The organism is Janibacter hoylei PVAS-1 (assembly GCF_000297495.1).
Taxonomy (GTDB): domain Bacteria; phylum Actinomycetota; class Actinomycetes; order Actinomycetales; family Dermatophilaceae; genus Janibacter; species Janibacter hoylei.
This window is the reverse complement of record NZ_ALWX01000037.1, coordinates 1-21,871: the sequence shown is the minus strand read 5'-3', so window position 1 is coordinate 21,871 and position 21,871 is coordinate 1. Positions and strand designations below refer to the sequence as shown.

Genomic DNA, 21,871 nt, shown 5'->3' with positions numbered 1-21,871 from the left:
AACTGAACGGCTGCTTCGTCAAGTGTAGCGGCGACGGGGGTGGCGCCTGACCGCGGGTGTCGGCGGCAGCTGCCAAGCTGCGAGCATGCCGATCGAGATGCGCTCCTTCGCGCGCAGCGTCATGAGCGATGACGAGCGCCGCGAGGTGGAGGCCGTGGAGATGCTCGCCGACCACCTGCGCGACGAGCTCGTCGAGCGCGAGGTCGCCATCAACCAGGCGCACGTCGTTGGCGCGCAGAGCGCGGCGATCCAGGCGATCGTCGCCGAGGTCCTCACGGACGAGCTGGGCTTCGGTCAGGAGGTCGTGCTCACGCCGCAGGACGGGATCGTGACCAGGGCACGGCCCGACTTCGTCTTCCAGCTCTCCCCCGGTCGAGGCGTCATGGCCGAGGTCGAGCGCGGCGGCACGGTCAACAACAACCACGACCTCAAGGACATGTGGAAGGCGCACATCGCGCAGGACATCCAGCACCTCTTCCTCGTCGTACCCAACTCGAACTGGACGGGCGTCGGCGGTGCACGAGAAAAGCCCTACCCCCGCGTGCTCAACCGCGTGGGTGCATTTTTCGGCACCCCACGCCGCGAGGTCGACGTCCTGTCCGCGCACGTCTTCGGCTACGGGCTGCTCAGCCTGCAAGCTGCGGTCGAGCTACGACCCGACGAAGGGAGCTGACACCCCCTTCGTCGCAGCTCAGGGTGGCGGCATGACTCGACACACCCAGCGCCCTGACCACACCGCCGAGCTGACGAAACTGCGCGCCCGCCTCTACTCACCGGAGCTCAGCCCGCTCGAGGCCGGCGCGATGCTCACCGCGACCGAGCTGCTACGCCTCCACGAGGACGGCGCCTTCGAGATCTGCACGAGCCCGCACAGCGCGGCGATGGTCAGGCTGTGCCTCGGCGCCCCCTTCGAGCTGGTGCACGTCGAGGGTCACGACTGCTGCGACTGCTGCGGGTGCGCGTGAGGCCCTTCGAGACGGTCGCTGAGCGACCTCCTCAGGGAGCGGGGGGCCCTTCGAGACGCTCGTTCCTCGCTCCTCAGGGACCGAGGGCGGGGCGGCCTCCGGGTCCTGAGGAGCGAGGCCGCCTGCGGCCGAAGCGTCTCGAAGGGCAGGGAGCGGGGATCAGATGACGCCCTGGGCCACCATCGCGTCGGCGACCTTGATGTAGCCGGCGAGGTTGGCGCCGGCGACGTAGTCACCGGGGGACGTCGAACTCCTCGGCGGTCTCGAGGCAGTTGGCGTGGATGTCGCGCATGATCTCCTCGAGGCGCAGCTCGGTCTCCTCGAAGCCCCACGAGTCGCGGCTCGCGTTCTGCTGCATCTCCAGCGCAGAAGTGGCGACGCCACCGGCGTTGGAGGCCTTGCCGGGCGCGTAGAGGATGCCGGCCTCGCGGAAGACCTCGATCGCCTCCGGCACGCACGGCATGTTGGCGCCCTCGGCGACGAGCCGGACACCGTTCTTCACGAGGGTGCGGGCGTGCTCCTCGGAGAGCTCGTTCTGCGTCGCGCACGGCAGCGCGACGTCGCACGGCACGTCCCAGATGGAGCCGTCGGCGACGTGGCGGGCGGAGCCCCCCTTCGCCTCGGCATAGTCGGTCAGGCGGCCGCGCTGGACCTCCTTGACCTCCTGCAGCAGGGCCAGGTCGATGCCGGACTCGTCGACGACGTAGCCGCCGGAGTCGGAGACCGCGACGACGGTGCCGCCGAGCTGGTGGACCTTTTCGACCGCGTAGATCGCGACATTGCCCGAGCCGGAGACGATGACGCGCTTGCCGTCGAGGGACTCGCCCTTCGCCTTGAGCATCTCCTGGGCGAAGAAGACGGTGCCGTAGCCGGTCGCCTCGGTGCGCACCTGCGAGCCGCCCCACGACAGGCCCTTGCCCGTGAGGACGCCGGCCTCCCAGCTGTTGGTGATCCGCTTGTACTGGCCGAAGAGGTAGCCGAGCTCGCGGCCACCGACACCGATGTCGCCGGCCGGCACGTCCGTGTACTCACCGATGTGACGGTAGAGCTCGGTCATGAAGGACTGGCAGAAGCGCATGATCTCCGCGTCGGACTTGCCCTTGGGGTCGAAGTCGGAGCCGCCCTTGCCGCCACCGATCGGCATGCCGGTCAGCGAGTTCTTGAAGACCTGCTCGAAGCCGAGGAACTTGATGATCGACAGGTTGACGCTCGGGTGGAAGCGCAGCCCGCCCTTGTAGGGGCCGAGCGCGGAGTTGAACTCGACGCGGAAGCCGCGGTTGATCTGGACGTCCCCGGAGTCCGTGGTCCACGGCACGCGGAAGATGATCTGCCGCTCCGGCTCGCACATCCGCTTGAGGATCGACCACTGCGCGTACTCGTCGACGCGGCCGGCGATCGGCGACAGCGACTGCATGACCTCGTAGACGGCCTGGTGGAACTCGCGCTCACCGGGGTTGCGCGCGATCACGTCGTCGAAGTGCCCTTGGAAGTTGGGGTGCAGGGCCTGGGTGGTCACAGCCGGTCTCCTTCGAAGGGGGATGGGTCGGCTCACGTTAACCGGCGAGAGAGCCCCTCCGCCGGGGTGTCCGAGGGTTGTCCGCGTCACGTGCAAGGCTGGAGCCATGAGCGCTTCCGTGAGCAGAGAGACCGGGCCCGACCGCTTCGAGGTGAGCTCCGACGGCGCCGTCGCCGGCTTCGCCCAGTTCGTCGACCACGACGGCCGCAGGGTCTTCTTCCACACCGAAATCGGCGAGGAGTTCGGCGGGCAGGGCCTGGCCGGCACCGTCGTCGAGACGGCCGTGCGGGCCACCCGCGACGAGGGCCTCACGGTGGTGCCGGTCTGCCCCTACGTCACGAAGTGGCTGACGAAGCACACCGACCACGGCGCCACCGTCGCGCAGCCGACCCCGGACGACCTCGCCGCGATCCCGCAGTGACCCTGCGCGTCGCGACCTTCAACGTCAACGGGATCCGGGCGGCGCAGCGGCGCGGCTTCGAGGCCTGGCTCGCCGAGCGCGACCCGGACGTCGTCGCGCTCCAGGAGGTGCGCTGCCCGCCCGCGCAGCTGCCCGCCGGCGTCTTCGGTGACCACCACCTCACCTACGAGCCGGGCCACCTCGCCGGCCGCAACGGCGTCGCCGTGCTCACCCGCACCCGCCCCGCGGCCGTGCGCACGTGGGACGGCGAGGTCCTCATGCGCGCACCTGGCGAGGAGCACCTGCACACCGAGCCCTCCCCGCCGGGCACGATGGCACGCGGGTTGTCCCCCTTCGCCAGCGAAGGGAGGTACGTCGAGGTGGACCTCGCGGACCGCCCCCTCACCGTCGCCAGCCTGTACCTGCCGAAGGGAGGGCTGCCGGCCCACCTGCAGAAGCCCGGCGGCCGCGAGGCGCCGGACGGCGGCGCGAAGTACGAACGCAAGATGGGCTTCCTCGCCTCCTTCGCCCGGCAGCTCGACCGCTCGCGCAAGACGGCGCGCGCCGCCGGCCGCGAGTTCCTCCTCCTCGGTGACCTCAACGTCGCCCACACCCGGCTCGACGTCACCAACTGGCGCTCCAACCAGAAGTCCGAGGGCTTCCTGCCCGAGGAGCGCGAGTGGTTCGACTCGATCGTCTCGCCGCGCACGCTCGTCGACGTCGTCCGCGCGCAGCACCCCGACACGACCGGCCCGATGTCGTGGTGGTCGTGGATGGGTGGGGCCTTCGACCGCGACACCGGCTGGCGGATCGACTACCACCTGGCCACCCCCGGCCTGGCCAAGCGCGCGGTCACCGCCGGCACCGACCGGCCGGCGAGCGGCCCGGAGCGGGTGAGCGACCACGCGGCGGTCGTCGTCGACTATGCCGAGGCATCCTGAGTGGGTCCCACGTTCCGCGTGGGCGGCCGTCCGCGACCGTCTCGAAGGGCGCCGACTGATCGTCCGGCGCCGGGGGGCTACCGCAGATACCTACCGGCCGGTAACCTCCACCCATGGACCAGTCTCCGACCCTGTCCATCGGGCTCCCCATCGCCATCGGCATCGTCATGCTCGGACTCGGCCTGTCGCTCACCAGAGCCGACTTCACCCGGGTGCGCGAGGCCCCGCGCGCGGTGATCGTCGCCCTGGGGCTGCAGATGCTCTTCCTGCCGCTGCTCGCCTACGGGCTCATCCGGCTCTTCGACCTCGCGCCGCTCCTCGCGGTCGGCGTCATGCTCCTCGCCGCCTCGCCCGGTGGGACGACGGCGGGGATGTTCAGCTACCTCTTCCGCGGCGACGTCGCGCTCAACGTCACGCTCACGGCGGTCAACTCGGTGCTGACGATCGTCACCCTGCCCCTCATCACCGGCTGGGCGGTGAGTCACTTCAACGCGGAGAGCGAAGGGGTCGGCGTCCAACTCGGCAAGTTCGGCGGGGTCGTCGTGCTCGTGCTGCTGCCCGTCGCCATCGGCATGTGGCTGCGCTCGGTCCGCCCACAGATCGCCGAGCGCGCGGAGCGTCCGATCAAGGCCTTCGCCATCGTCTTCCTCGTGGTCGTCGCCATCGGGGCGATCGTCGCCGAGCGGGACAACATCGTCGAGTACACCCGCTCGGCCGGACTGCTCGTCACGATCCTGTGCGCGCTGGCCCTGATCGTCGGCTACGCCGTCGCCCGCGCTCTGCGCCTCGGCCGCGCCCAGGGCGTGGCGGCCGCCTACGAGGTGGGCATCCAGAACACGACCCTGGCCATGACCCTCGCCCTGAGCGTCATGGGCAGCACCGAGATCGCCATCCCGGCCGCCGTCTACTCGATCGTCATGAACATCGTCGGCTTCGCCTTCGGCATCGCCCTCAACCGCCGACCCGAGCGGGCCCCGGCCCCGGCCGTCTAGGTTGGCCTCATGAGCGATGTCACCGTGCTGCACAACCCGAAGTGCTCGACCTCCCGCGCCGCGATCGAGTCGATCGAGGGAGCCGGGGTCTCGGCCGAGGTGCACCAGTACCTCAAGCAGCCCCTCGACGAGGCCGAGCTGCGCGAGCTCATCGGCAAGCTCGAGGACGAGCCGACCGACCTCGTGCGCCGTGATGCCTTCTTCAAGGACCAGGGCCTGACCGACGCCGACGTGGCGACCGTCGACCAGGTCGTCGCCGTCCTCGTCGAGCACCCGCGCCTCATGCAGCGGCCGGTCGTCGTCAAGGGCGACCGGGCGATCATCGGTCGGCCCAAGGACCGGGTCGCTCCCTTCGTCGCCGGCTGACACCCTCGGTGCGAAGACGACTACGGTGAGGTCATGATCCTCATCGTCGTGAAGTTCCGCACCAAGCCCGAGTACACCGAGCAGTGGCCGGAGATCGTGGAAGAGTTCACCCGCGCCACGCTCGCCGAGCCGGGCAACATCTTCTTCGAGTGGTCGATGAGCCTCGACACGGATGACGAGTGGGTCCTCGTCGAGGCCTTCCAGGACGACGCCGCCGAGGCGCATGTCTCGAGCGACCACTTCGCCGCCGGACTCGAGGCGATGCGCCCCGCGCTCGCGGAGACCCCGCGGATCATCAGCCGCGCCGTCGAGGGCACCGGCTGGGGCGAGATGGGCGAGCTCAAGATCGACTGAGCCCGCTCAGGCCACGGCGAGCACGCCGTGACCCAGCAGCTGCGTGACCGCGGAGGTCACGATGCTGGCCGCGTCCGGGTGCTCCCCGAGCGCGGCCGTCACCCCGTCGACGAGCTGCTCCACGGTCTGCGGTTCGTCGGCACAGCGCCACACCGCAGCCCCCGGGCCGGCGAGGCGCAGGGGGCGTGCCCCCTGGAGCACGAGCACCTCACCGTCGCAGGCGATGGCGTCCGACCACGGGGCCCGCACCACGCGCACGGTCGACAGGTCGACCGAGCCCTCGTCGGGCTCGACCCGTTCGGCGTCGACGGCGAGCCGCTGCCCACCGGTCGGGGGCAGGTGCTCCCACGTCGGCTCGGCTGGCACCGCCGACGCCAGGTGCTGGCGCACGAGGTCGACGCACCCGTCGATCTCCGCATAGCTCAGTCGCGCCGGGGGGCCGCCGACCGTCACGGCCCGGGCCAGCCGGTCGAGGCCGTCGTCGAGCCACCAGGTCGACGAGGTCTCGGGCAGCAGCGCGAGCACCTGGTCGACGAGTCCCACCTCCTCGATGACCGGCTCGGTGACCGTGGCGTCACGGGCGAGGGTGAGCAGCGCCGCGAGACGGGGCGCTACCGGGGTCGGCCCGAGGCCGAGGTCGTCGGGCGCCGGCTCCTCCTTGTGGAAGCGGTCGTCCGGGTCGATGACGAGAGACGGCGGCTTGGGGTGGGGGGCGATCCGGCCGTCGGGCAGCAGCACCACCGACTCGTCCGAGACGTAGCCGAAGTGCCGCCCGAGCTCCCGGGTCGCGGTCGACTTGCCCCCTCCCGAGGGGGCGACGAGCACGACGGTGCGGCCCTCGTCGTCCGCGAGCGCCGCGGCGTGGAGCAGGGTGGCCTGCCCTCGCAAACGCATCAGACCGGCCCGAGTCACCTCGCGGGAGAGGGCGTAGGCGATCTTGTCGGCCTCCGCCGCACCGGTGACGAGTTCACCCTCAGCGACCGCCCCCGGGTCGCCGCCGTGGACGCGCACGCGGATCGGCTCGTCGACCAGCCGGAGCCGGTCGGGCGCGGCGAGCAGGTCGACGCAGCGCTGCCAGCGGTGGGCCATCGCGTCGGCCTCGTCGGGGTCGAGCGCGGACACGTCGAGCACCCACGTGCACCCCATCGTCGCGAGATCGATCGCCCGCACCGCGGCCTCACCCACCGACGGCCCTCCCTTCGCCGGGGATCACTCTGCCAGAGCCGATCCGGCGAAGGCAGTGACGTCCGCCCCCTCCGCCGTCACCGTCGCGCACTAGGCTCGGCCCCATGCCGCGACCCCACGCAGCCGCGATCATCGAGGACGCATGGTACCGCCAGGTGGCGGGGGGCCATGCGCCGCCGAGGGTGGGGCACACGCGTGCTCACCTACACCGGCTACGGCAGCGCCGAGCGGGTGCGCGTGCTCGGTCGCGTCCTCATGACCCGCCGCCCCTACGCCCCGGCCGCCGCGGACGCCCGGGCGACGTGGCTCGAGCTGCGCACCGCCGACAGCGAGCGAAGGGGGTGGCGCAGCTTTTTCACCACCCCGGCAGTGGGTGAGCCGGTGACCGTGCGCATCGGCGATCGCGAGTACCGCACCCGCTCCGACCGCTCAGGGCTGCTCGACCTGACGATCACCGACCACGGGCTCGCCCCCGGCTGGCACGACGTCGAGATCGCCTCGCCGCGGGCCGCGGACACGACGGCGGCCGTCTTCGTCGTCGGCCCCGACCAGACCTTCGGCATCGTCTCCGACATCGACGACACGATCATCACGACGACGATGCCGCGCCCGATGATCGCGGCGTACAACACCTTCTTCCGCCACGAGGGCACCCGCCGGGCCGTGCCCGGCATGGCGACGATGTACCGCGAGCTGCTCGCCGCGCACCCGGGGGCACCGATCGTCTACGTGTCGACGGGCGCGTGGAATGCCGTGCCCTCCCTCACCCGATTCATGCGCCGCGCCGGGTACCCGCTCGGTCCCCTGCTCATGACGGAGTGGGGCCCGACCAACACCGGCTGGTTTCGCTCCGGCCAGGACCACAAGCGCGCCTGCCTGCACCGGCTCGCCCGCGAGATGCCCCAGGTGCGCTGGGTGCTCGTCGGCGACGACGGCCAGCACGACCCGAGCCTCTACGGCGAGTTCGCCGAGCAGCGCCCCCGACCGGGTGCGGGCCATCTGCATCCGCGTGCTCACGGCGACCGAGCAGCTGCTCAGCCACTTCACGCCCATCGCCACCGACGACTTCGAGCAGCACGTCGGGGTCCAGCTGCCGGTGGTCCACGCCGCCGACGGCTACACGATGCTCGAGCAGCTGCGCGGCGCCCTCGCCGCCGACGACGTGAGCCTCTCCGACCCCGCAGGAGCCAGCAGTGCCTGAGATGCCCGAGGTGCAGGGGCTCGTCGACTTCCTCGACGAGCGCCTCGACGGACTGGCGGTCGAGTCGCTCGAGCTCGCCTCGTTTTCGGTGCTCAAGACCTTCGACCCTCCGCCGCAGGCCCTCGCCGGCGCCCCGGTCGACGGCGTGCACCGCCACGGCAAGTTCATCGACGTCGACTGCGACGGCATCCACCTCGTCGTCCACCTCGCCCGCGCCGGGTGGATCCGCTGGTCCGACGAGCTGCCCCGCACCGTCCTGCGCCCGGGCAAGTCCCCCATCGCGCTGCGCGTCCGGCTCGTCGACGGGTCCGGCTTCGACGTCACCGAGGCCGGGACCAAGAAGAGCCTGGCCGCCTACCTCGTGCGCGATGTGCAGGACGTGCCCGGCATCGCCCGGCTCGGGCCCGACCCGCTCGCCGAGGACTTCACCCGCGACGTCTTCGCGGCCCTGCTCGCCGGGCGCACTACCCAGATCAAGGGGGTGCTGCGCGACCAGTCACTCATCGCCGGCGTCGGCAACGCCTACTCCGACGAGGTGCTGCACGTGGCGCGGCTGTCCCCCTTCGCCAAGGCCGCCTCCCTGACCGACGAGCAGGTCGACACCCTCTACGCGGCGCTCCGCTCCACCCTGAGCGACGCCGTTGCCGCCGCCTCGGGCAAGCCGGCGAAGGAGCTCAAGGACGCCAAGCGGGCCGGGATGCGGGTGCACGGACGCACCGGTGAGGCCTGCCCGGAGTGCGGCGATGTCGTGCGCGAGGTGAGCTTCGCCGACCGGTCGCTGCAGTACTGCGCGACCTGTCAGACCGGCGGCACGCCGCTGGCGGACCGGCGCACGAGCAAGTTCCTCAAGTAGCGCCGGCCCGCCGCGGCGGGTGGTCCTGCCCGATCAGCTCGGGTCGATGGCGACCGACCCGACCCCGGCCTCGACGTGGACCGTCCGGTCGGAGGCCGGGTCGTGCCCGAGGGAGTTGGCCAGGCCCGCCGCGCCAGAAGCAGTCACCCGGTACCCGACGGTGTCCGGCAGGCGCAGGCTCACGTCGCCGACGCCGAGGCGCACGTCCACGGACTCGGGGGGCTCGACCCCTTCGTAGCTGAACGAGCCGACGCCCATCTCGACGTCCAGCTGCTCGCTCTCCGCCCCGGTGACGGCGACGTCGCCGACGCCGGTGCTGATCCGGATGTCACCGGCCACGTCCTCGATCTCGACGGCGCCCACGCCCTGCTCGATGCGCAGATCGGTGTCGGCGGGCACGACGACGAGCCAGTCCGTGCCGCAGACGGAGCCGAAGGAGCGCGAGGGGCACGAGGAGCGCAGGGTGGCCGTGCCCTCGCTCGTGCGGACCGACGTCGACGGCTTCCACAGCCCCCAGGTGCTGGTGACCACCGCCTTGGGCGACTCCCCCGGCTCGGCCGCGCGGATGCGCACGTCGCCGACACCGCCGGCGAAGTTCACCGCCGTGACCTCGCCCAGGGCCTGCTCGCGGGTCTCGGACTGCTTGAGCATCGGTCCGACGAGTGAGGCGGACACGAGGGCCACGAGCACGACGGCGACGAGGGCCGCGATGACGCGGATCGGGCCGGTGGGGGTGCGGGAGGGGCGGGTCTGCGCGGCGAGCTGTGCCGCCTCCGCACGTCGCGCCTCGCGCTGGCGCGCGGCATCGGTGAGGTAGCGCTCGCGCAACTCGGGGTCGGCCGGCTCACCGGGCTTCGGCGGCAGCCGGGTCGGGGTCGTCGGGGGTGCGCTGGTCATCTCAGTCCTCCTGGTCGAGCCAGCGCAGCACGGCCAGCACGCGTCGGTGGTCGCCGTCGGCCGGGGGCAGGTCGAGCTTGGTGAAGATCGACGTCACGTGTTTTTCGACCGCACCGTCGGAGATGTAGAGGCCCTTGCCGATCGCCGAGTTGGTCCGGCCCTGGGCCATGAGGTCGAGGACCTCGCGCGGGGTGAGCGCCGCGAGCGGGTCGGCGTGCCGGGCCCGGGTGAGCAGCTGGGTGACGACCTCCGGGTCGAGCACCGTGCCGCCCGCGGCGACGTCGCGCAGCGCCGCGATGAAGTCGCTCGTGTCGGCCACGCGGTCCTTGAGCAGGTAGCCGACCCCCGTGGACCGGCTGGCGACGAGCTCGGTCGCGTACTGCTCCTCGACGTACTGCGAGAGCACCATGACCGCCGTCTCCGGGTGCTTGTCGCGCACCGCGAGCGCGGCGACGATCCCCTCGGAGGTGAAGGTCGGGGGCATCCGCACGTCGACGACGAGGTCCGGCTCGTGCTCGTCGACGGCGGCGAGGAAGCTCTCGGCGTCGGGGCAGGCCGCCGGCACCTCGAAGCCCGCGGAGGTCAGCAGGCGCACGATGCCGTCGCGCAGGAGGACCGAGTCCTCGGCGAGGACGATCCTCGTCGGCTGGGTGGTCGGGTCGGTCATCGCAGGCTCCGTCCGGTGCGCAGGGGGAGTGTGGCGGTGAGGGCGGTCGGTCCGCCCTCGGGGGAGGTCACGTCGAGGGTGCCGTCGACGGCGGTCACCCGCTGGCGCAGCCCGGTCAGCCCGGTGCCGCGAGCGGGATCGGCGCCGCCGACGCCGTCGTCGGTGACGGTCGCGGTCAGCTGCTCGCCGTCAGCGGTGACGACCACCTCGGCGTGCTGGGCACCGGAGTGCTTCGCGACATTGGTCAGGGCCTCGCTGACGACGAAGTAGGCGATGGCCTCGGTCGTCGGGTCGAGCCGGCCGACATCCCGGACCTCGACGGAGACGGGCACGGCGGCGCGGGCGGCCAGGGCGGGCAGTGCCGCCTCGAGGCCACGGTCGGCGAGGATCGGCGGGACGATGCCGCGGGCGACGTGCCGCATCTCGACGATCGCCTCCTTGGCGGAGCGGTGCGCCTCGTCGACGAGCTGGGCGGCGGCATCCGGGTCGCGGTGGATGGCCTCCTTGGCCATGCCGAGGGTCATCGCGATCGAGACCATCCGCTGCTGCGGTCCGTCGTGCAGGTCGCGCTCGATCCGTCGCCGCTCGGCCTCCACGGAGTCGACGGCCTCGCGGCGCGACTCGCTCAGGGTGTCGACCCGGGCCGACAGGTGCTCGACGACCTTGCGCTCGTCGCGGCCGAGGAGCCAGCGGGCGAGCATGACGTCGACCGAGGTGACGAGGTGCGCCAGGAGCGGCATGACGAGCAGGGCGACGAGCGCGATCGTCCAGGCCGTCGCGATCTGCGTCGTGCCCTCGATGCGCAGCCAGCCGAAGAGCGAGTAGCCACCATCGGGCAGGCGGCCGCCGAGCAGGGGTGCGCCGAGGACGAGCAGGGTCTGCGACAGCCCGATGAGCATGAGCCATCCGGTCACCGCCCCCCACATCGCGTGCAGCACGAGGTAGGCGGTGCTGCGCCACGCGTGCTGGTCAAAGAGGAGCCTGCGCCACAGCGGCTGCACCCGGCGGGCCGGCGGGTCGACGCGGCGGCCGGAGAGGGCGACGACGCGGTGCCGCTCGGCGTGTCCGACGACCCCGCACAACCACACGAGCGGCACGAGGAGGAGCAGACCGAGCCCACCGGCGCTGATGAGCAGCACGGCCGTGAGGACGAGCGAGACGAGGACCATGGCCCCGATCGAGGTGAGCGCGCTCGTGATGAGCAGCAGGACGCTGCCCCACCCGGCCTGCCAGCGGCGCGGGAGGCTCGGGCGCCTCCAGTGGATGGGGTGAGGGTCTGTGTGGTCACGTGACCAACCTACGAAGAGCGAGCCGCTCCGGTCTGCCCTGCGCTCCCCCATCTCGCAGGGGGGATGTCCCCCCTCCGACCGGTCCGGTCAGGCGTAGGACTCGGCCATCCGCACGGCTTGGCCGACGTACTCACCGCCGAAGACCAGCGCGTGCACCATGACCGGGCACAGCTGGTGCAGGCCGACGCGCTCCTGCCAGCCGTCGGCGAGCGGGGCCGCCTCGTCGTAGGCCGCGATGATCCGGGCGATGTGCGGCGCGGTGAAGAGCAGGAGCATGGCGAGGTCGGTCTCGGCGTGACCGCCGTGCGCGGCCGGGTCGATGAGCACGGCGCCCTGCCGGGTCCACAGGATGTTGCCCGCCCACAGGTCGCCGTGGATGCGGGCCGGGGGCCGGCCGTCGTCGAACTCGCCGGACTCCAGACGGGCCGCGACCCGCTCGAAGGTCGGGGTCTCGTCGGCCCACAGCCCCGCGGACCGGCCGAGACGCAGCAGGTGCCGGATGCGCTGCTCGGCGAAGAAGGCGCCCCAGGTGTCGGTCGGCTCGAGCGGCATCGGCAGCGGCGAGTCGGCCGGGCCGATGAAGCCATGGCTGCTCCACCGCGCCGGCGGCGCCCCGAAGGCCGGTGCCCCGGCCGCGTGCGTCGCCGCGAGGGCGACCCCGAGCTCGTCGGCCTGGACATTGGTCGAGGGCGCGGGGTCGTACTGCAGCAGGTCGATGTGGTCGAGGTCGACGTCCTGCAGCTCGGCGACCTGCGCGCCCCGCCGGCTTGGGCCTCGGCGAGCCACAGCAGGCCGGCGGCCTCCCAGGAGGAGTAGCCGCGCGGGGCGGCCGAGGTGTCCTTGCGGTACGTGCGGGGCGGCTTCACGTGGCCAAGCCTGCCATTCGCGCCCTCCGCTCCCCGGGGACCCTCCACCACCGCCCCCTGAGGAGGCCGCCTGCGGCCGTCTCGAAGGGGCCGCTCCGGATGACGGGGCACGCCGGCGCCCGCCGACATCCCCCTTCGTCCTGCGCTGGTGGTCAGCGCACGCGGGGCAACGTGCCGGTCTCGTCGACGGGGGCGGCGGTGGAGCGCGAGCCCACCTTGATCGGACCGGTCGCGCCGGCGGAGGTCTTGCCCTCGCCGGCGATGGCGACGGCGACCGTGTCGGCGACGTCGGGGTGGAAGACGCTCGGGATGATGTACGAGGGGTTGATCTCCTCGTCCTTGACGACCGCGGCGATGGCATCGGCCGCGCGGATGAGCATCTCGATGCTCACGTCCTCGGCGTGCGCGTCGAGCAGACCGCGGAAGACGCCGGGGAAGGCGAGCACGTTGTTGATCTGGTTGGGGTAGTCGCTGCGGCCCGAGGCCACGACCTTGGCGTACTGCGCGGCCTCGGCCGGGTCGATCTCCGGGTCGGGGTTGGCCAGCGCGAAGACGATCGGGTCGGTCGCCATGTTGTCGCGGATCCACTCCGCCTTGAGCAGGTTGGGCGCCGAGACGCCGATGAAGACGTCAGCTCCCTGCAGCCCGTCGGCGAGGTCGCCGCGGACCTTGCGCGGGTTGGTCCGCTCGGCGAGCTCGCGCTTGGCACCGGTGAGCGACTCGTCGTCGGAGGAGAGCAGCCCCTCACGGTCGTAGACGACGACGTCCTGGGCGCCGGCGGCGAGCAGCAGGGTGACGATCGCCGAGCCGGCGGCACCACCGCCGGAGACGACGATGCGCACCTTTTCGAGCCACTTGTCGACGACCCGCAGCGCATTGCGCAGGGCCGCGAGGACGACGATGGCGGTGCCGTGCTGGTCGTCGTGGAAGACGGGGATGTCGAGGCTCTCGCGCAGCCGGCGCTCGATCTCGAAGCAGCGCGGCGCCGCGATGTCCTCGAGGTTGATGCCGCCGAAGCCGGGCGCGATCATCTCGACCGCGCGGATGATCTCCTCGGTGTCCTGCGAGGCGAGGCAGATCGGCCAGGCGTCGATGTCGGCGAACTGCTTGAAGAGCGCCGCCTTGCCCTCCATGACCGGCATGGCGGCCTCCGGGCCGATGTTGCCCAGGCCGAGCACGGCCGAGCCGTCGGTGACGACGGCGACGCTGTTGCCCTTGATCGTCAGCCGGCGGGCGTCCTCGGGGTGCTTGGCGATGGCGCTCGAGACGCGACCGACGCCCGGGGTGTAGGCCATCGACAGGTCGTCACGGGTCTTGAGCGCGACCTTGGAGCTGACCTCGATCTTGCCGCCGAGGTGGAGCAGGAAGGTGCGGTCGGAGACCTTGTGCACCTTGACCCCGTCGATCGCTTCGACGGCCTCGACGAGATCGTCGGTGTGGTTGACGTCGAAGCCGGAGCAGGTCGCGTCGACGACGAGACGGTCGTGGCGGGAGTCCGCGATGTCGACGGCGGTGACGATGCCGCCCTGCTCGGCGATCGCGGTGGCGATCCGGCCGACGACGGCGTAGTCGGGCGAGGTGTGCAGGCGGATCGTGATGGAGTACGACGAAGGGGTTGCTGCGGGCATGTGAGCAGTGTCTCACCGTCGCCCGCTCGGTCGGCGCCAGGTCTCGGGGACCGCTCCCCATCGCAGCGGACCCTCGGCGGACCTAGGTTGGTCCCGACGAAGGGGGGGAGCATGCCGCTCTCGCACGGCGCCGACGCGGCGCGACTGCACGACATCGGGGCCGACCTCGGCACGAGTGCCGAGCGCCTCGCGACGCTCGGCACGACCGGCGACTCCCTCGTCGCGACGACGCGTGAGGCCTGGGCGGGGCCGGACATGGAGCAGTTCGTCGCCGACTGGGAGGCCTCGCGACAGCAGCTGCGGTCGTGCACGGAGCGGCTCACCGCCTTTGCCCGCGAGCTGCTCCTCCAGGCCCGCGAGCAGGAGCAGGGCAGCAGCGGCGTGGGCGGGGGTGTGGGCGGTGACCTGCCCGCCGGGACGAAGGGCGGCAGCCCCCTCAGCGCCGCCGCCAGCCTGCCCACCGACGTCAAGACCGCCGAGGACCGTGGCTCGACGGATCGTGGCCCCGGGGAGGGCGGCCGGCCCACCGGCCCGCGCCCGCCCGGAGCGCCGCCGCCCCCTCGAGCGGGGCCCGGACGGCATCGTGCTGCCCCGCGGCCTGAGCGCCGACGACCCGATCGTCGAGGAGCTCGCCTCGACCCCCACGGGGCGCGAGACCCTCACCTGGCTGGCGGACAACGACATCCGGGTCTGGTACGACGACGACCTCGAGGGCGCCTACTACCAGCCGGCCCTCGACTCCATCACCCTCGGCAAGGACCAGTACCGGGACGGGCAGACGCTCGTCCACGAGGCCAACCACGCCCGGTGGGACCTCGACGACAAGGCCGCGGACGTCGACGACGTCAGCCGCAACACGTACATCCAGAGCGAGTACGACGAGGAGACGGCCGGCACCGTCGAGGCGATCCAGCACGCCAAGGAGCGCCGCGCGGACCTGGGGTACGCGCAGTACACCGAGTCCGAGCGTCGCTACGACGAGGGCTACGACCGGGGCTACAACGAGGCCCTCGAGCGCGGCCGGTCCCCGCAGCTGGCGCACCAAGCCGGCGAGTCCGCCGGTCGCGAGGCCGTCCGCGAGCGCTTCAGCTCGGGTGACTCGAGGTCCTCCGACGGGGGCCAGACCTACGGAGAGCGCGCCGGCGAGACCTGGGATGCCGAAAACGACTGGAACCCCTTCAACGGGATCTGACGCGACCCATGGCCCACCATCGACACATGAGGATGAGACGTACGGCCGTCGGCCTCGCTCTGACGATGGTCGTGACGGGTTGCTCGAGCAAGGAGGGCGCGACGGAAGAACGCATCCGGGAGGGCCTGCCGGACGACTCCGTCGTCGCGCGGTCATGGACGACCAGCCCACCGAGAGCAGAGAGCTCGACCTGCCCCAGCTCCCCGAATGGCGCCTGGCCGAGGTGCGGGCCACCGGCGAGCGGCCCTTCACCACCGTGGTCGCCTACCCGCCGGAGGGTGACCCACGCACCGTCGTCCTGACCGGCAACCCCGACACGTGGGAGCAGGTCACCACCCATGGTCACGTCGAGGATGCCGCCGGCGCTCTCGCCGTGGCCCGCGCCTGGTACGACTCCACCCGTCGGACCGACCAGCTGTGGTATCGCGCAGAGTCCGTGGACGACATCGACTGGCAGCCGGTGGTCGACGAGGACGAGGTCACCCGACTGAAGAAGGCCTACCGCAGCCGGATCACCGCCCCGGAGGCGACCCGGTCGGGTGATGGCTGGTCCGTCACGCTGTGGACCGTCGAGCAGGGCGATCTCCTGCGTCACGAGCTGACCATCGGCGCGGACGCAACCGTCGACGACTCCGCCGAGACCCTCGAGACGCGGATGCCGGTGAGCGTTGCCGTCTGACCGCCGCGACGCGCCGATCCACGAATCTGCCGAGATATCCCCCTTCGGCTAGACGGGCGGATACGGTCGCATCGTGGACCCGATCACCAACCCCTACGCCCCCGGCGCGGGCCAGCGCCCGCCCGAGCTCGCCGGTCGCGACGAGCAGCTGACACGCTTCGACGTCGTGCTCAAGCGGATCGTCAGCGGCCGGCCCGAGCGCTCGCTCGTCCTCACGGGGCTGCGGGGCGTCGGCAAGACCGTGCTGCTCAACCAGCTGCGATCCGCGGCCGTCCGCGCGAAGTGGGGCACCGGCAAGCTCGAGGCACGCCCCGAGCTCGGCCTGCGCCGGCCGCTGGCGAGCGCGCTGCACCAGGCGGTGCGCGAGCTCGGCCACACGCAGGAGGAGGAGGTCGAGCACGTCCTCGGTGTCATCAAGTCCTTCGCGCAGCGCGACGCCAAGCCGGGCACCAAGCTGCGTGAGGTGTGGAACCCCGGCATCGACGCTCCCGCCGTCAAGGGGCGCGCCGACTCCGGCGACATCGAGATCGACCTCGTCGAGCTCTTCACCGACGTCGGCGGCCTGGCCGCCGACCTCGGCCGGGGGGTCGCCGTCTTCATCGACGAGATGCAGGACCTCGGGCCGGAGGACATCTCGGCGATCTGCGCGGCCTGTCATGAGATGAGCCAGTCCGGGCTGCCGCTCATCGTCGTCGGCGCCGGGCTGCCGCACCTGCCAGCTGTGCTGTCGGCGAGCAAGTCCTACAGCGAGCGGCTCTTCCGCTACCAGCGCATCGACCGGCTCGCCCGCGAGGAGGCCGACCGCGCCCTCACCGCCCCGGCCGCCGATGAGCTCGCCGAGTACGAGCAGGCGGCGCTCGATGCCCTCTACGTCGCGACTGGCGGGTACCCGTACTTCATCCAGGCCTACGGCAAGGCGGTGTGGGACCAGGCACCGCAGTCACCGATCCGCGCCGAGGACGTGCGTGTGGCCTCCCCCGAGGCGGAGTCGGAGCTGGCCGTCGGCTTCTTCGGCTCGCGGTACGAGCGCGCGACCCCTGGCGAGCGCGAGTACCTGCGCGCCATGGCCGACGTCGCCGCCGACATCGCCGCGAAGGGGGATGAGGCCCTCGACGACATCGAGTCGGTGCTCACCTCCGAGGTCGCCAGCCACCTCGGCAAGAAGCCCCAGTCCCTCTCCCCCGCCCGTGACGCCCTGCTCAAGAAGGGCCTGATCTACTCCGGCGAGCGCGGCCGGATCGCCTTCACCGTGCCGCACTTCGGGCGGTACCTGCGCGAGCAGACCTGAGCCCGGTGGCGACGTGTCCGGGTCCGGGCAGGCCCGGGCCGCCGACGGCGCGCGCATCGCGTGGCGCGGCTCGAGCTCCTGCCCGGCGCCCGGCACGGCTACTACCTCGACGACCCATCCGCCTCGCGGGTCGTCCTCGACTTCATCCGCGAGCACCCGGTGGCGCAGACCTGAGCAGGGCAGTGCTGGGCCCGGACCGACCGCTGTCAGGATGACCCGCATGCGAGCGATGGTCCTTGACGACGTCCGAGCCCGACCCGAGGTCAGGGAGGTGGCCGCCCCCTTCGCGCCGGACGGCGGGGTGGTCGTCGACGTGCGGGCGACCGGCCTGTGCCGCAGCGACTGGCACGCCTGGGCCGGCCACGACGACGACATCGCCTGGCCGCACGTGCCGGGCCACGAGCTCGCGGGGGTCGTGAGCGCCGTGGGTGCCGGTGTGCAGCGGTGGCGGGTCGGTGACCGGGTGACCGTCCCCTTCGTCTGCGGCTGCGGACGGTGCGCGTGGTGCGCCGCCGGCGACGCGCAGGTCTGCCCCGACCAGGAGCAGCCCGGCTTCACCCACTGGGGCTCCTTCGCCGAGCAGGTCGCGCTGCACGCGGCCGACACCAACCTCGTGGCACTGCCCGAGTCGGTCGACTTCGCGACCGCGGCGAGCCTCGGCTGCCGCTTCGCCACCGCCTACCGGGCCCTCGTCGCGCGCGCCCACCTGAAGAAGGGCGAATGGGTCACCGTCGTCGGCGCCGGCGGCGTCGGGCTGAGCGCGGTGATGATCGCCCGGGCGCTCGGCGCGCAGGTCGTCGCCGTCGACCGCAACCCCGCGGCGCTGGCCGTGGCGGCCGATCTCGGGGCGGAGCACACCGTGCTCGCGGGCGGCGAGGACGCCGCGGGCGTCGAGGCCACGATCATGAACCTGACCGACGGCGGGGCCCACGTCGCCGTCGACGCCGTGGGCAGCGAGCAGACCTGTGCCACAGCGCTGCTCAGCCTGCGGCGGCGCGGCCGACATGTCCAGGTCGGGCTCCTGCCGCCGGTCGACGGGCACCCACGGGTGCCGATGTCGCGGGTCATCGGGTGGGAGATCGACGTGCTCGGCAGCCACGGGATGGCCGCCGTCGACTACCCGGGGATGCTCGCCCTCATCGAGTCCGGCGCATTGGCTCCACAGCGCCTCGTCGAGCGGATCATCGGGCTCGACGAGGCGGCGGCGCTGCTGCCGGGCTTCGACACGGCGAGCGTCGCAGGGATGACGATCATCGACCCGGCTCGCTGAGGCGGGGCGAAAACCGCTGCGACACAACCCCCTTCGGCCCGTAGCGTGCCGACTGACGGAAGGGGCACCATGCGCACACTCACGTACTGCGTCGCAGCGACGCTCGACGGCTTCATCGCGGGGCCGGAGGGCGGCGACCCGAGCGGCGAGGACTACATGGCGGTCACGCCGGACCTCGTCGAGTTCATCGCGACCCACTACCCGGAGACGCTGCCGGGGCCGGCCCGGGAGGCGATGGGCCTGACCGAGCCCGGACAGGTCTTCGACACGGTGGTCGAGGGGCGGCGCTCCTACGACATCGGGCTCGCGGCCGGCATCGACGACGCCTATCCGCACCTGCGACACCTCGTCGTGTCGACGACGCTCGGGTCAGCGCCGGCGCCGGCGGTCGAGGTCGTCTCCGGTGACCCGCTCGGCCGGGTTCGCGAGCTCAAGGCCGAAGACGGTCTGGGCATCTGGCTCGTCGGCGGCGGCCGCCTCGCCCACGCCCTGCTGCCGAAGATCGATCGGCTCGTCATCAAGCTCAACCCCTCGGTCATCGGGTCGGGCACCCCGCTCTTCGACGGGGACTTCGCCCCCACGCTCTTCGAGACGGTCGACGTCACCTCGCTGGCCGGCGGGGTGCAGGTCATCACCTGCGAGCGAAGGGCGTAGTACGCACCTGACGGGTTGCCCGCGACCCTGCGTTGCCGTAGGCAATGCGACATCAGTGGCCCCCACCTCGGGCGCAGGCATGCCGCAGCGCCCGACCGCGGGAGGTCGGGCGCGGTGCGGGGTGGCTACAGGTGCCAGGTCACCCCGTCATCACGGACCGTGCACGCCAGCTCCTGCTGGTGCACGCGGGTGTGGTGCCGCTCGCACAGCAACGCCGCATTGCCGACGTCGGTGCGCCCGCCCAGGGACCAGTACTGCACGTGGTGCGCATCGGTCCAGTGCGCGGGCATCGTGCACCCCGGGAAGGTGCAGCCCCCGTCCCGCAACCAGAGCAACCGCTTCTGCCCCGGCGTGAAGAACCTGCTCGCCCGCCCCAGCTCCAGAGGCTCACCACCACTGCCGAGCATCACCGGGATCACCCCCGCCTCGCAGGCCAGCTTGCGCACACTCGCCGGCGAGAGCACCGCACCCGAGGCCGTCACCCCGCCGGCGTGACCTCCACCGGCCACACCTCCAGCGTCCAGCCCGACCCCCTCGGGGCCCGGCGCGCCGCCCCCCGTCGTCGAGGTCATCGCGGTGGCCGAAAGGGTGCGTGGCGCTGAAGGGCACCCCGGCCAGCCCCAAGGCGCCGCCGGGGCGGCGGGACCCGCACACACCGCACATCCCGTCCGTAGCCGTCAGCAGCGAGGCCATCGAGATGGTCACCATCACCTGCGCCTTGTCACTCGTGCCCACCTCACCCGGGCTGGACACCCCACGACCCACCACCGACACCAGGGCATCGGCCCGACGCCGCGCCGCAGGCCGCGGGTCACGCTCGCCGTCAGGACCCTTGACCGGCTTCGACAACCCCGCCACCGCCGCGTCGATGATCGCCGCACCCTCCGCGTCGAGCACCAGCTTGTAGCGCGTCAGCCCACTGGCATCGGTGTGACTCGTCAACGACCGCGCCGACCTCGCCCGCTCGTCATCAGCCGCCAGGTCCTTGGCCGGGCTCAACATCCGCGTCGTCTGGGTGATCGCCGCCGCCAGCTCGCGCTCGTCGAGCCCCGGGACCCGACCCGAGACGCGCCCACCCGGGCCGGTGCGCACGACCTCGTCGCGGGCCGCACCGAGCAGGACCCCCAGATCCGCCTCGAGGAGCTCGGGGTCGGCCACCCGACGCATCCCCTCGTGGAATCGCACCAGCTGATCGGCCTTGCCGAGCGGCAGCCGGCCATCCTCGAGATCGGCGAGCACCCCGGCAAGGCCGGCCGGCGGCGACTGCTCGCCCCACTCCGCTGGCGTCGCCTCCTCGGCCACCTGCTCGGGTGCGTCCGGGCGAAGGGGGGCGGTCCCCCCTTGGTCGTCGGGCGAGGGGTCGGAGAGCGCAGGGTCGACGAGCGCGGACCCGGCCCGCAGACCTGCCCTGGCCACCCGCACCACCGACGCCACGTGGCGCACCGGCGGTCGCGGGGCGGACCGACCCTCGCTGACCGCGACCCAGTCGGTGTCGGACCACGACTGCCCCTGCGGGACACCGCGTGCGATGCCCTCGCGCACGAGCGCCACCTCGGCCGCCTCGAGCACCGCCCGTGCCCGACCCGATCGCAGCCAGACCCTCCGCCAGCTCCTCCTCCGTCGCCTGCCACAGGTCCGGCATCTCGAGGGCAGCGATCGTCAGGGCTCGAACCGAGTCCCGCAGACCCGACACGAGCCCGAACTCCCCCCCAGTGCGTCGCCTCTGACATGCTTCGATCATATGTTCGATACAGGCCCTGGGGAACCCTCTGAGCCCTGTGAATTCAAGGAATTTCGCCGCGAGCCTGGGGACGAGTGGCACCTGAGGCGTCAGCCGTCGAGACCGGCCCAGGGGTCCTCGCGCTGCCAGACTCGCGGCAGGTGGAGGGCGACGCCGTCCTCGTCGGCGAGGCGGCCGAGCACGCTGATCGTGACGTCCAGGTCATCGCCTGCGTAGGGCAGGGCGCGCAGCGGACGGTCGAGCGGACTGAAGAAGTCGTCCCAGTGGATGAGCACCACCCTGCGGGCCCCCACGGCACGCACCGTGTGCTCCCAGTAGGCCTCGAGGTACTCCAGCGGCTGTACCCCCAGCTGCCCCACACCCAGGTAGGCGACCTCGGCATCGTGGCCGGCGAGCGCGTCGGGCACGTAACCGGCGCTGCCCTGCAGCAGGGCGGAGCGGCCGCTGCGATGAGTGAGCAGGATCGACCACGCCTCACCGCAGCGGTAGGCGCCCACCTTGACCGGGGGCCTCACGGGCGCCTCGATCTGGCCCGGGTAGCGGTCCGGCGGACAGTGGTCCGACGCCACGAAAGTCAGGGAGAAGGCACCGCACTCCACGGTGTCGCCGGAGGCGACGACCCGGATGCGCTCGGGCGCGAGCCCTCCGCCGACGCCCACGTTGGCCACCGACTCGCCACCGACGAGGAGCGCACCCGTGCGCTCGGCGACGACGGCGGAGTCGAGGGCGTGGTCGTAGTGGCTGTGGACGGGGATGACGGCGTCGAGCCCGTCGAGACCGGCGTCGCCGAGGGCTCGGTCGAGGGCGGCATCGATGCGCTCGGCGGACGGCGCGACCCGCCCCAGCCCGACCCGGAGCAGGCCCGGCCGGGAGAAGAAACCATCGGTCATCACCGCCGACTCGCCGTCCTGGACGAGCAAGGTCGAG

24 protein-coding genes and 2 pseudogenes are annotated in these 21,871 nt (G+C 72.3%); 15 read left to right on the top strand and 11 right to left on the bottom strand.

Annotated elements, in window-relative coordinates; translation table 11 throughout:
- The first annotated feature begins 85 nt into the window (after positions 1-85).
- Positions 86-673 carry a hypothetical protein gene (locus tag B277_RS08200; protein WP_007927178.1) on the top strand — a complete coding sequence of 196 codons (588 nt, stop codon included), beginning with the start codon at positions 86-88 and terminating at the stop codon, positions 671-673.
- A 31-nt stretch (positions 674-704) separates the two neighbouring features.
- Positions 705-965: a hypothetical protein gene (locus B277_RS08195; protein WP_007927176.1), complete on the top strand. Its 261-nt coding sequence runs from the start codon at positions 705-707 to the stop codon at positions 963-965.
- Positions 966-1,124: 159 nt separating this feature from the next.
- Here the strand turns inward: B277_RS08195 and gdhA are convergent.
- Positions 1,125-2,466: pseudogene (gene gdhA / locus B277_RS08190) on the bottom strand (NADP-specific glutamate dehydrogenase).
- A gap of 121 nt (positions 2,467-2,587) precedes the next feature.
- Between gdhA and B277_RS08185 the strand changes: the two are divergent.
- The 5 genes from B277_RS08185 (at position 2,588) to B277_RS08165 (ending at position 5,534) form a co-directional block, all read left to right on the top strand.
- Positions 2,588-2,902, top strand: a complete 315-nt coding sequence (locus tag B277_RS08185) for a GNAT family N-acetyltransferase (RefSeq protein ID WP_040881176.1) — start codon at positions 2,588-2,590, stop codon at positions 2,900-2,902.
- Between the two features lie 2 nt (positions 2,903-2,904).
- A complete protein-coding gene (locus B277_RS08180; RefSeq protein WP_040881184.1) occupies positions 2,905-3,822 on the top strand; it encodes an exodeoxyribonuclease III in 918 nt (305 codons plus the stop codon).
- 113 nt (positions 3,823-3,935) lie between these two features.
- Entirely contained in the window at positions 3,936-4,814 is an 879-nt protein-coding gene (locus B277_RS08175) for a bile acid:sodium symporter family protein (protein WP_007927169.1), read from the top strand.
- Positions 4,815-4,823: 9 nt separating this feature from the next.
- Positions 4,824-5,180 carry an ArsC/Spx/MgsR family protein gene (locus B277_RS08170; RefSeq protein ID WP_007927168.1) on the top strand — a complete coding sequence of 119 codons (357 nt, stop codon included), beginning with the start codon at positions 4,824-4,826 and terminating at the stop codon, positions 5,178-5,180.
- Between the two features lie 33 nt (positions 5,181-5,213).
- Positions 5,214-5,534 carry a putative quinol monooxygenase gene (locus B277_RS08165; RefSeq protein ID WP_007927167.1) on the top strand — a complete coding sequence of 107 codons (321 nt, stop codon included), beginning with the start codon at positions 5,214-5,216 and terminating at the stop codon, positions 5,532-5,534.
- Between the two features lie 6 nt (positions 5,535-5,540).
- Here the strand turns inward: B277_RS08165 and B277_RS15970 are convergent, their stop codons facing one another.
- Entirely contained in the window at positions 5,541-6,719 is a 1,179-nt protein-coding gene (locus tag B277_RS15970) for a hypothetical protein (protein ID WP_007927166.1), read from the bottom strand.
- Positions 6,720-6,988: 269 nt separating this feature from the next.
- Complete coding sequence (locus tag B277_RS20490) at positions 6,989-7,393, bottom strand: hypothetical protein (RefSeq protein WP_238539387.1); 405 nt, start codon at positions 7,391-7,393, stop codon at positions 6,989-6,991.
- On the opposite strand from B277_RS20490, the pseudogene B277_RS20485 reads away from it, so the two are divergent.
- The 3 genes and pseudogenes from B277_RS20485 to B277_RS08150 all read left to right on the top strand — a co-directional run.
- Positions 7,320-7,640: pseudogene (locus B277_RS20485) on the top strand (phosphatase domain-containing protein); the annotation flags it as partial. The gene B277_RS20490 and the pseudogene B277_RS20485 overlap by 74 nt on opposite strands.
- An 88-nt stretch (positions 7,641-7,728) precedes the next feature.
- The gene (locus B277_RS20480; protein ID WP_238539386.1) at positions 7,729-7,920 is read left to right on the top strand and encodes a hypothetical protein; all 192 of its coding nucleotides are present in this window, start codon (positions 7,729-7,731) and stop codon (positions 7,918-7,920) included.
- On the top strand, positions 7,913-8,773 hold the full coding sequence (locus B277_RS08150) for an Fpg/Nei family DNA glycosylase (protein WP_007927164.1): 861 nt from the start codon (positions 7,913-7,915) through the stop codon (positions 8,771-8,773). The genes B277_RS20480 and B277_RS08150 overlap by 8 nt, the downstream gene beginning before the upstream one ends.
- A 33-nt stretch (positions 8,774-8,806) precedes the next feature.
- Here B277_RS08150 and B277_RS08145 read toward each other — a convergent pair whose 3' ends face one another.
- The 5 genes from B277_RS08145 to B277_RS08125 all read right to left on the bottom strand — a co-directional run bounded on the left by B277_RS08145 (position 8,807) and on the right by B277_RS08125 (position 14,120).
- Positions 8,807-9,670: a DUF4097 family beta strand repeat-containing protein gene (locus B277_RS08145; RefSeq protein WP_007927163.1), complete on the bottom strand. Its 864-nt coding sequence runs from the start codon at positions 9,668-9,670 to the stop codon at positions 8,807-8,809.
- Position 9,671: 1 nt separating this feature from the next.
- Positions 9,672-10,337 carry a response regulator gene (locus tag B277_RS08140; protein WP_007927162.1) on the bottom strand — a complete coding sequence of 222 codons (666 nt, stop codon included), beginning with the start codon at positions 10,335-10,337 and terminating at the stop codon, positions 9,672-9,674.
- Entirely contained in the window at positions 10,334-11,677 is a 1,344-nt protein-coding gene (locus B277_RS08135; RefSeq protein ID WP_083853697.1) for a sensor histidine kinase, read from the bottom strand. The genes B277_RS08140 and B277_RS08135 overlap by 4 nt, the downstream gene beginning before the upstream one ends.
- A gap of 36 nt (positions 11,678-11,713) precedes the next feature.
- Complete coding sequence (locus B277_RS08130; RefSeq protein WP_007927159.1) at positions 11,714-12,412, bottom strand: fructosamine kinase family protein; 699 nt, start codon at positions 12,410-12,412, stop codon at positions 11,714-11,716.
- 232 nt (positions 12,413-12,644) lie between these two features.
- On the bottom strand, positions 12,645-14,120 hold the full coding sequence (locus B277_RS08125; RefSeq protein WP_007927156.1) for an NAD-dependent malic enzyme: 1,476 nt from the start codon (positions 14,118-14,120) through the stop codon (positions 12,645-12,647).
- Between the two features lie 499 nt (positions 14,121-14,619).
- Between B277_RS08125 and B277_RS08120 the strand changes: the two genes are divergently transcribed.
- The 5 genes from B277_RS08120 (at position 14,620) to B277_RS08100 (ending at position 19,203) form a co-directional block, all read left to right on the top strand.
- Positions 14,620-15,312 (top strand): hypothetical protein, encoded by a 693-nt coding sequence (locus B277_RS08120; protein WP_040881175.1) that lies wholly within the window; start codon positions 14,620-14,622, stop codon positions 15,310-15,312.
- 154 nt (positions 15,313-15,466) lie between these two features.
- On the top strand, positions 15,467-15,991 hold the full coding sequence (locus tag B277_RS08115; RefSeq protein ID WP_007927147.1) for a hypothetical protein: 525 nt from the start codon (positions 15,467-15,469) through the stop codon (positions 15,989-15,991).
- A 73-nt stretch (positions 15,992-16,064) separates the two neighbouring features.
- Positions 16,065-17,279, top strand: coding sequence for an ATP-binding protein (locus tag B277_RS08110; RefSeq protein ID WP_007927140.1), 1,215 nt, complete (start codon positions 16,065-16,067; stop codon positions 17,277-17,279).
- Between the two features lie 220 nt (positions 17,280-17,499).
- The gene (locus B277_RS08105; protein ID WP_007927138.1) at positions 17,500-18,549 is read left to right on the top strand and encodes a zinc-binding dehydrogenase; all 1,050 of its coding nucleotides are present in this window, start codon (positions 17,500-17,502) and stop codon (positions 18,547-18,549) included.
- Positions 18,550-18,618: 69 nt separating this feature from the next.
- Positions 18,619-19,203 (top strand): dihydrofolate reductase family protein, encoded by a 585-nt coding sequence (locus tag B277_RS08100; protein ID WP_007927136.1) that lies wholly within the window; start codon positions 18,619-18,621, stop codon positions 19,201-19,203.
- A gap of 125 nt (positions 19,204-19,328) precedes the next feature.
- Here B277_RS08100 and B277_RS08095 read toward each other — a convergent pair whose 3' ends face one another.
- The 3 genes from B277_RS08095 to B277_RS08085 form a co-directional block, all read right to left on the bottom strand.
- Positions 19,329-19,649 (bottom strand): HNH endonuclease, encoded by a 321-nt coding sequence (locus B277_RS08095; protein ID WP_040881174.1) that lies wholly within the window; start codon positions 19,647-19,649, stop codon positions 19,329-19,331.
- Complete coding sequence (locus tag B277_RS19035; RefSeq protein ID WP_040881172.1) at positions 19,591-20,772, bottom strand: DUF222 domain-containing protein; 1,182 nt, start codon at positions 20,770-20,772, stop codon at positions 19,591-19,593. The genes B277_RS08095 and B277_RS19035 overlap by 59 nt, the downstream gene beginning before the upstream one ends.
- A 261-nt stretch (positions 20,773-21,033) precedes the next feature.
- A partial coding sequence (locus B277_RS08085) for an MBL fold metallo-hydrolase (protein ID WP_007927134.1) occupies positions 21,034-21,871 on the bottom strand: 838 nt, incomplete at its 5' end.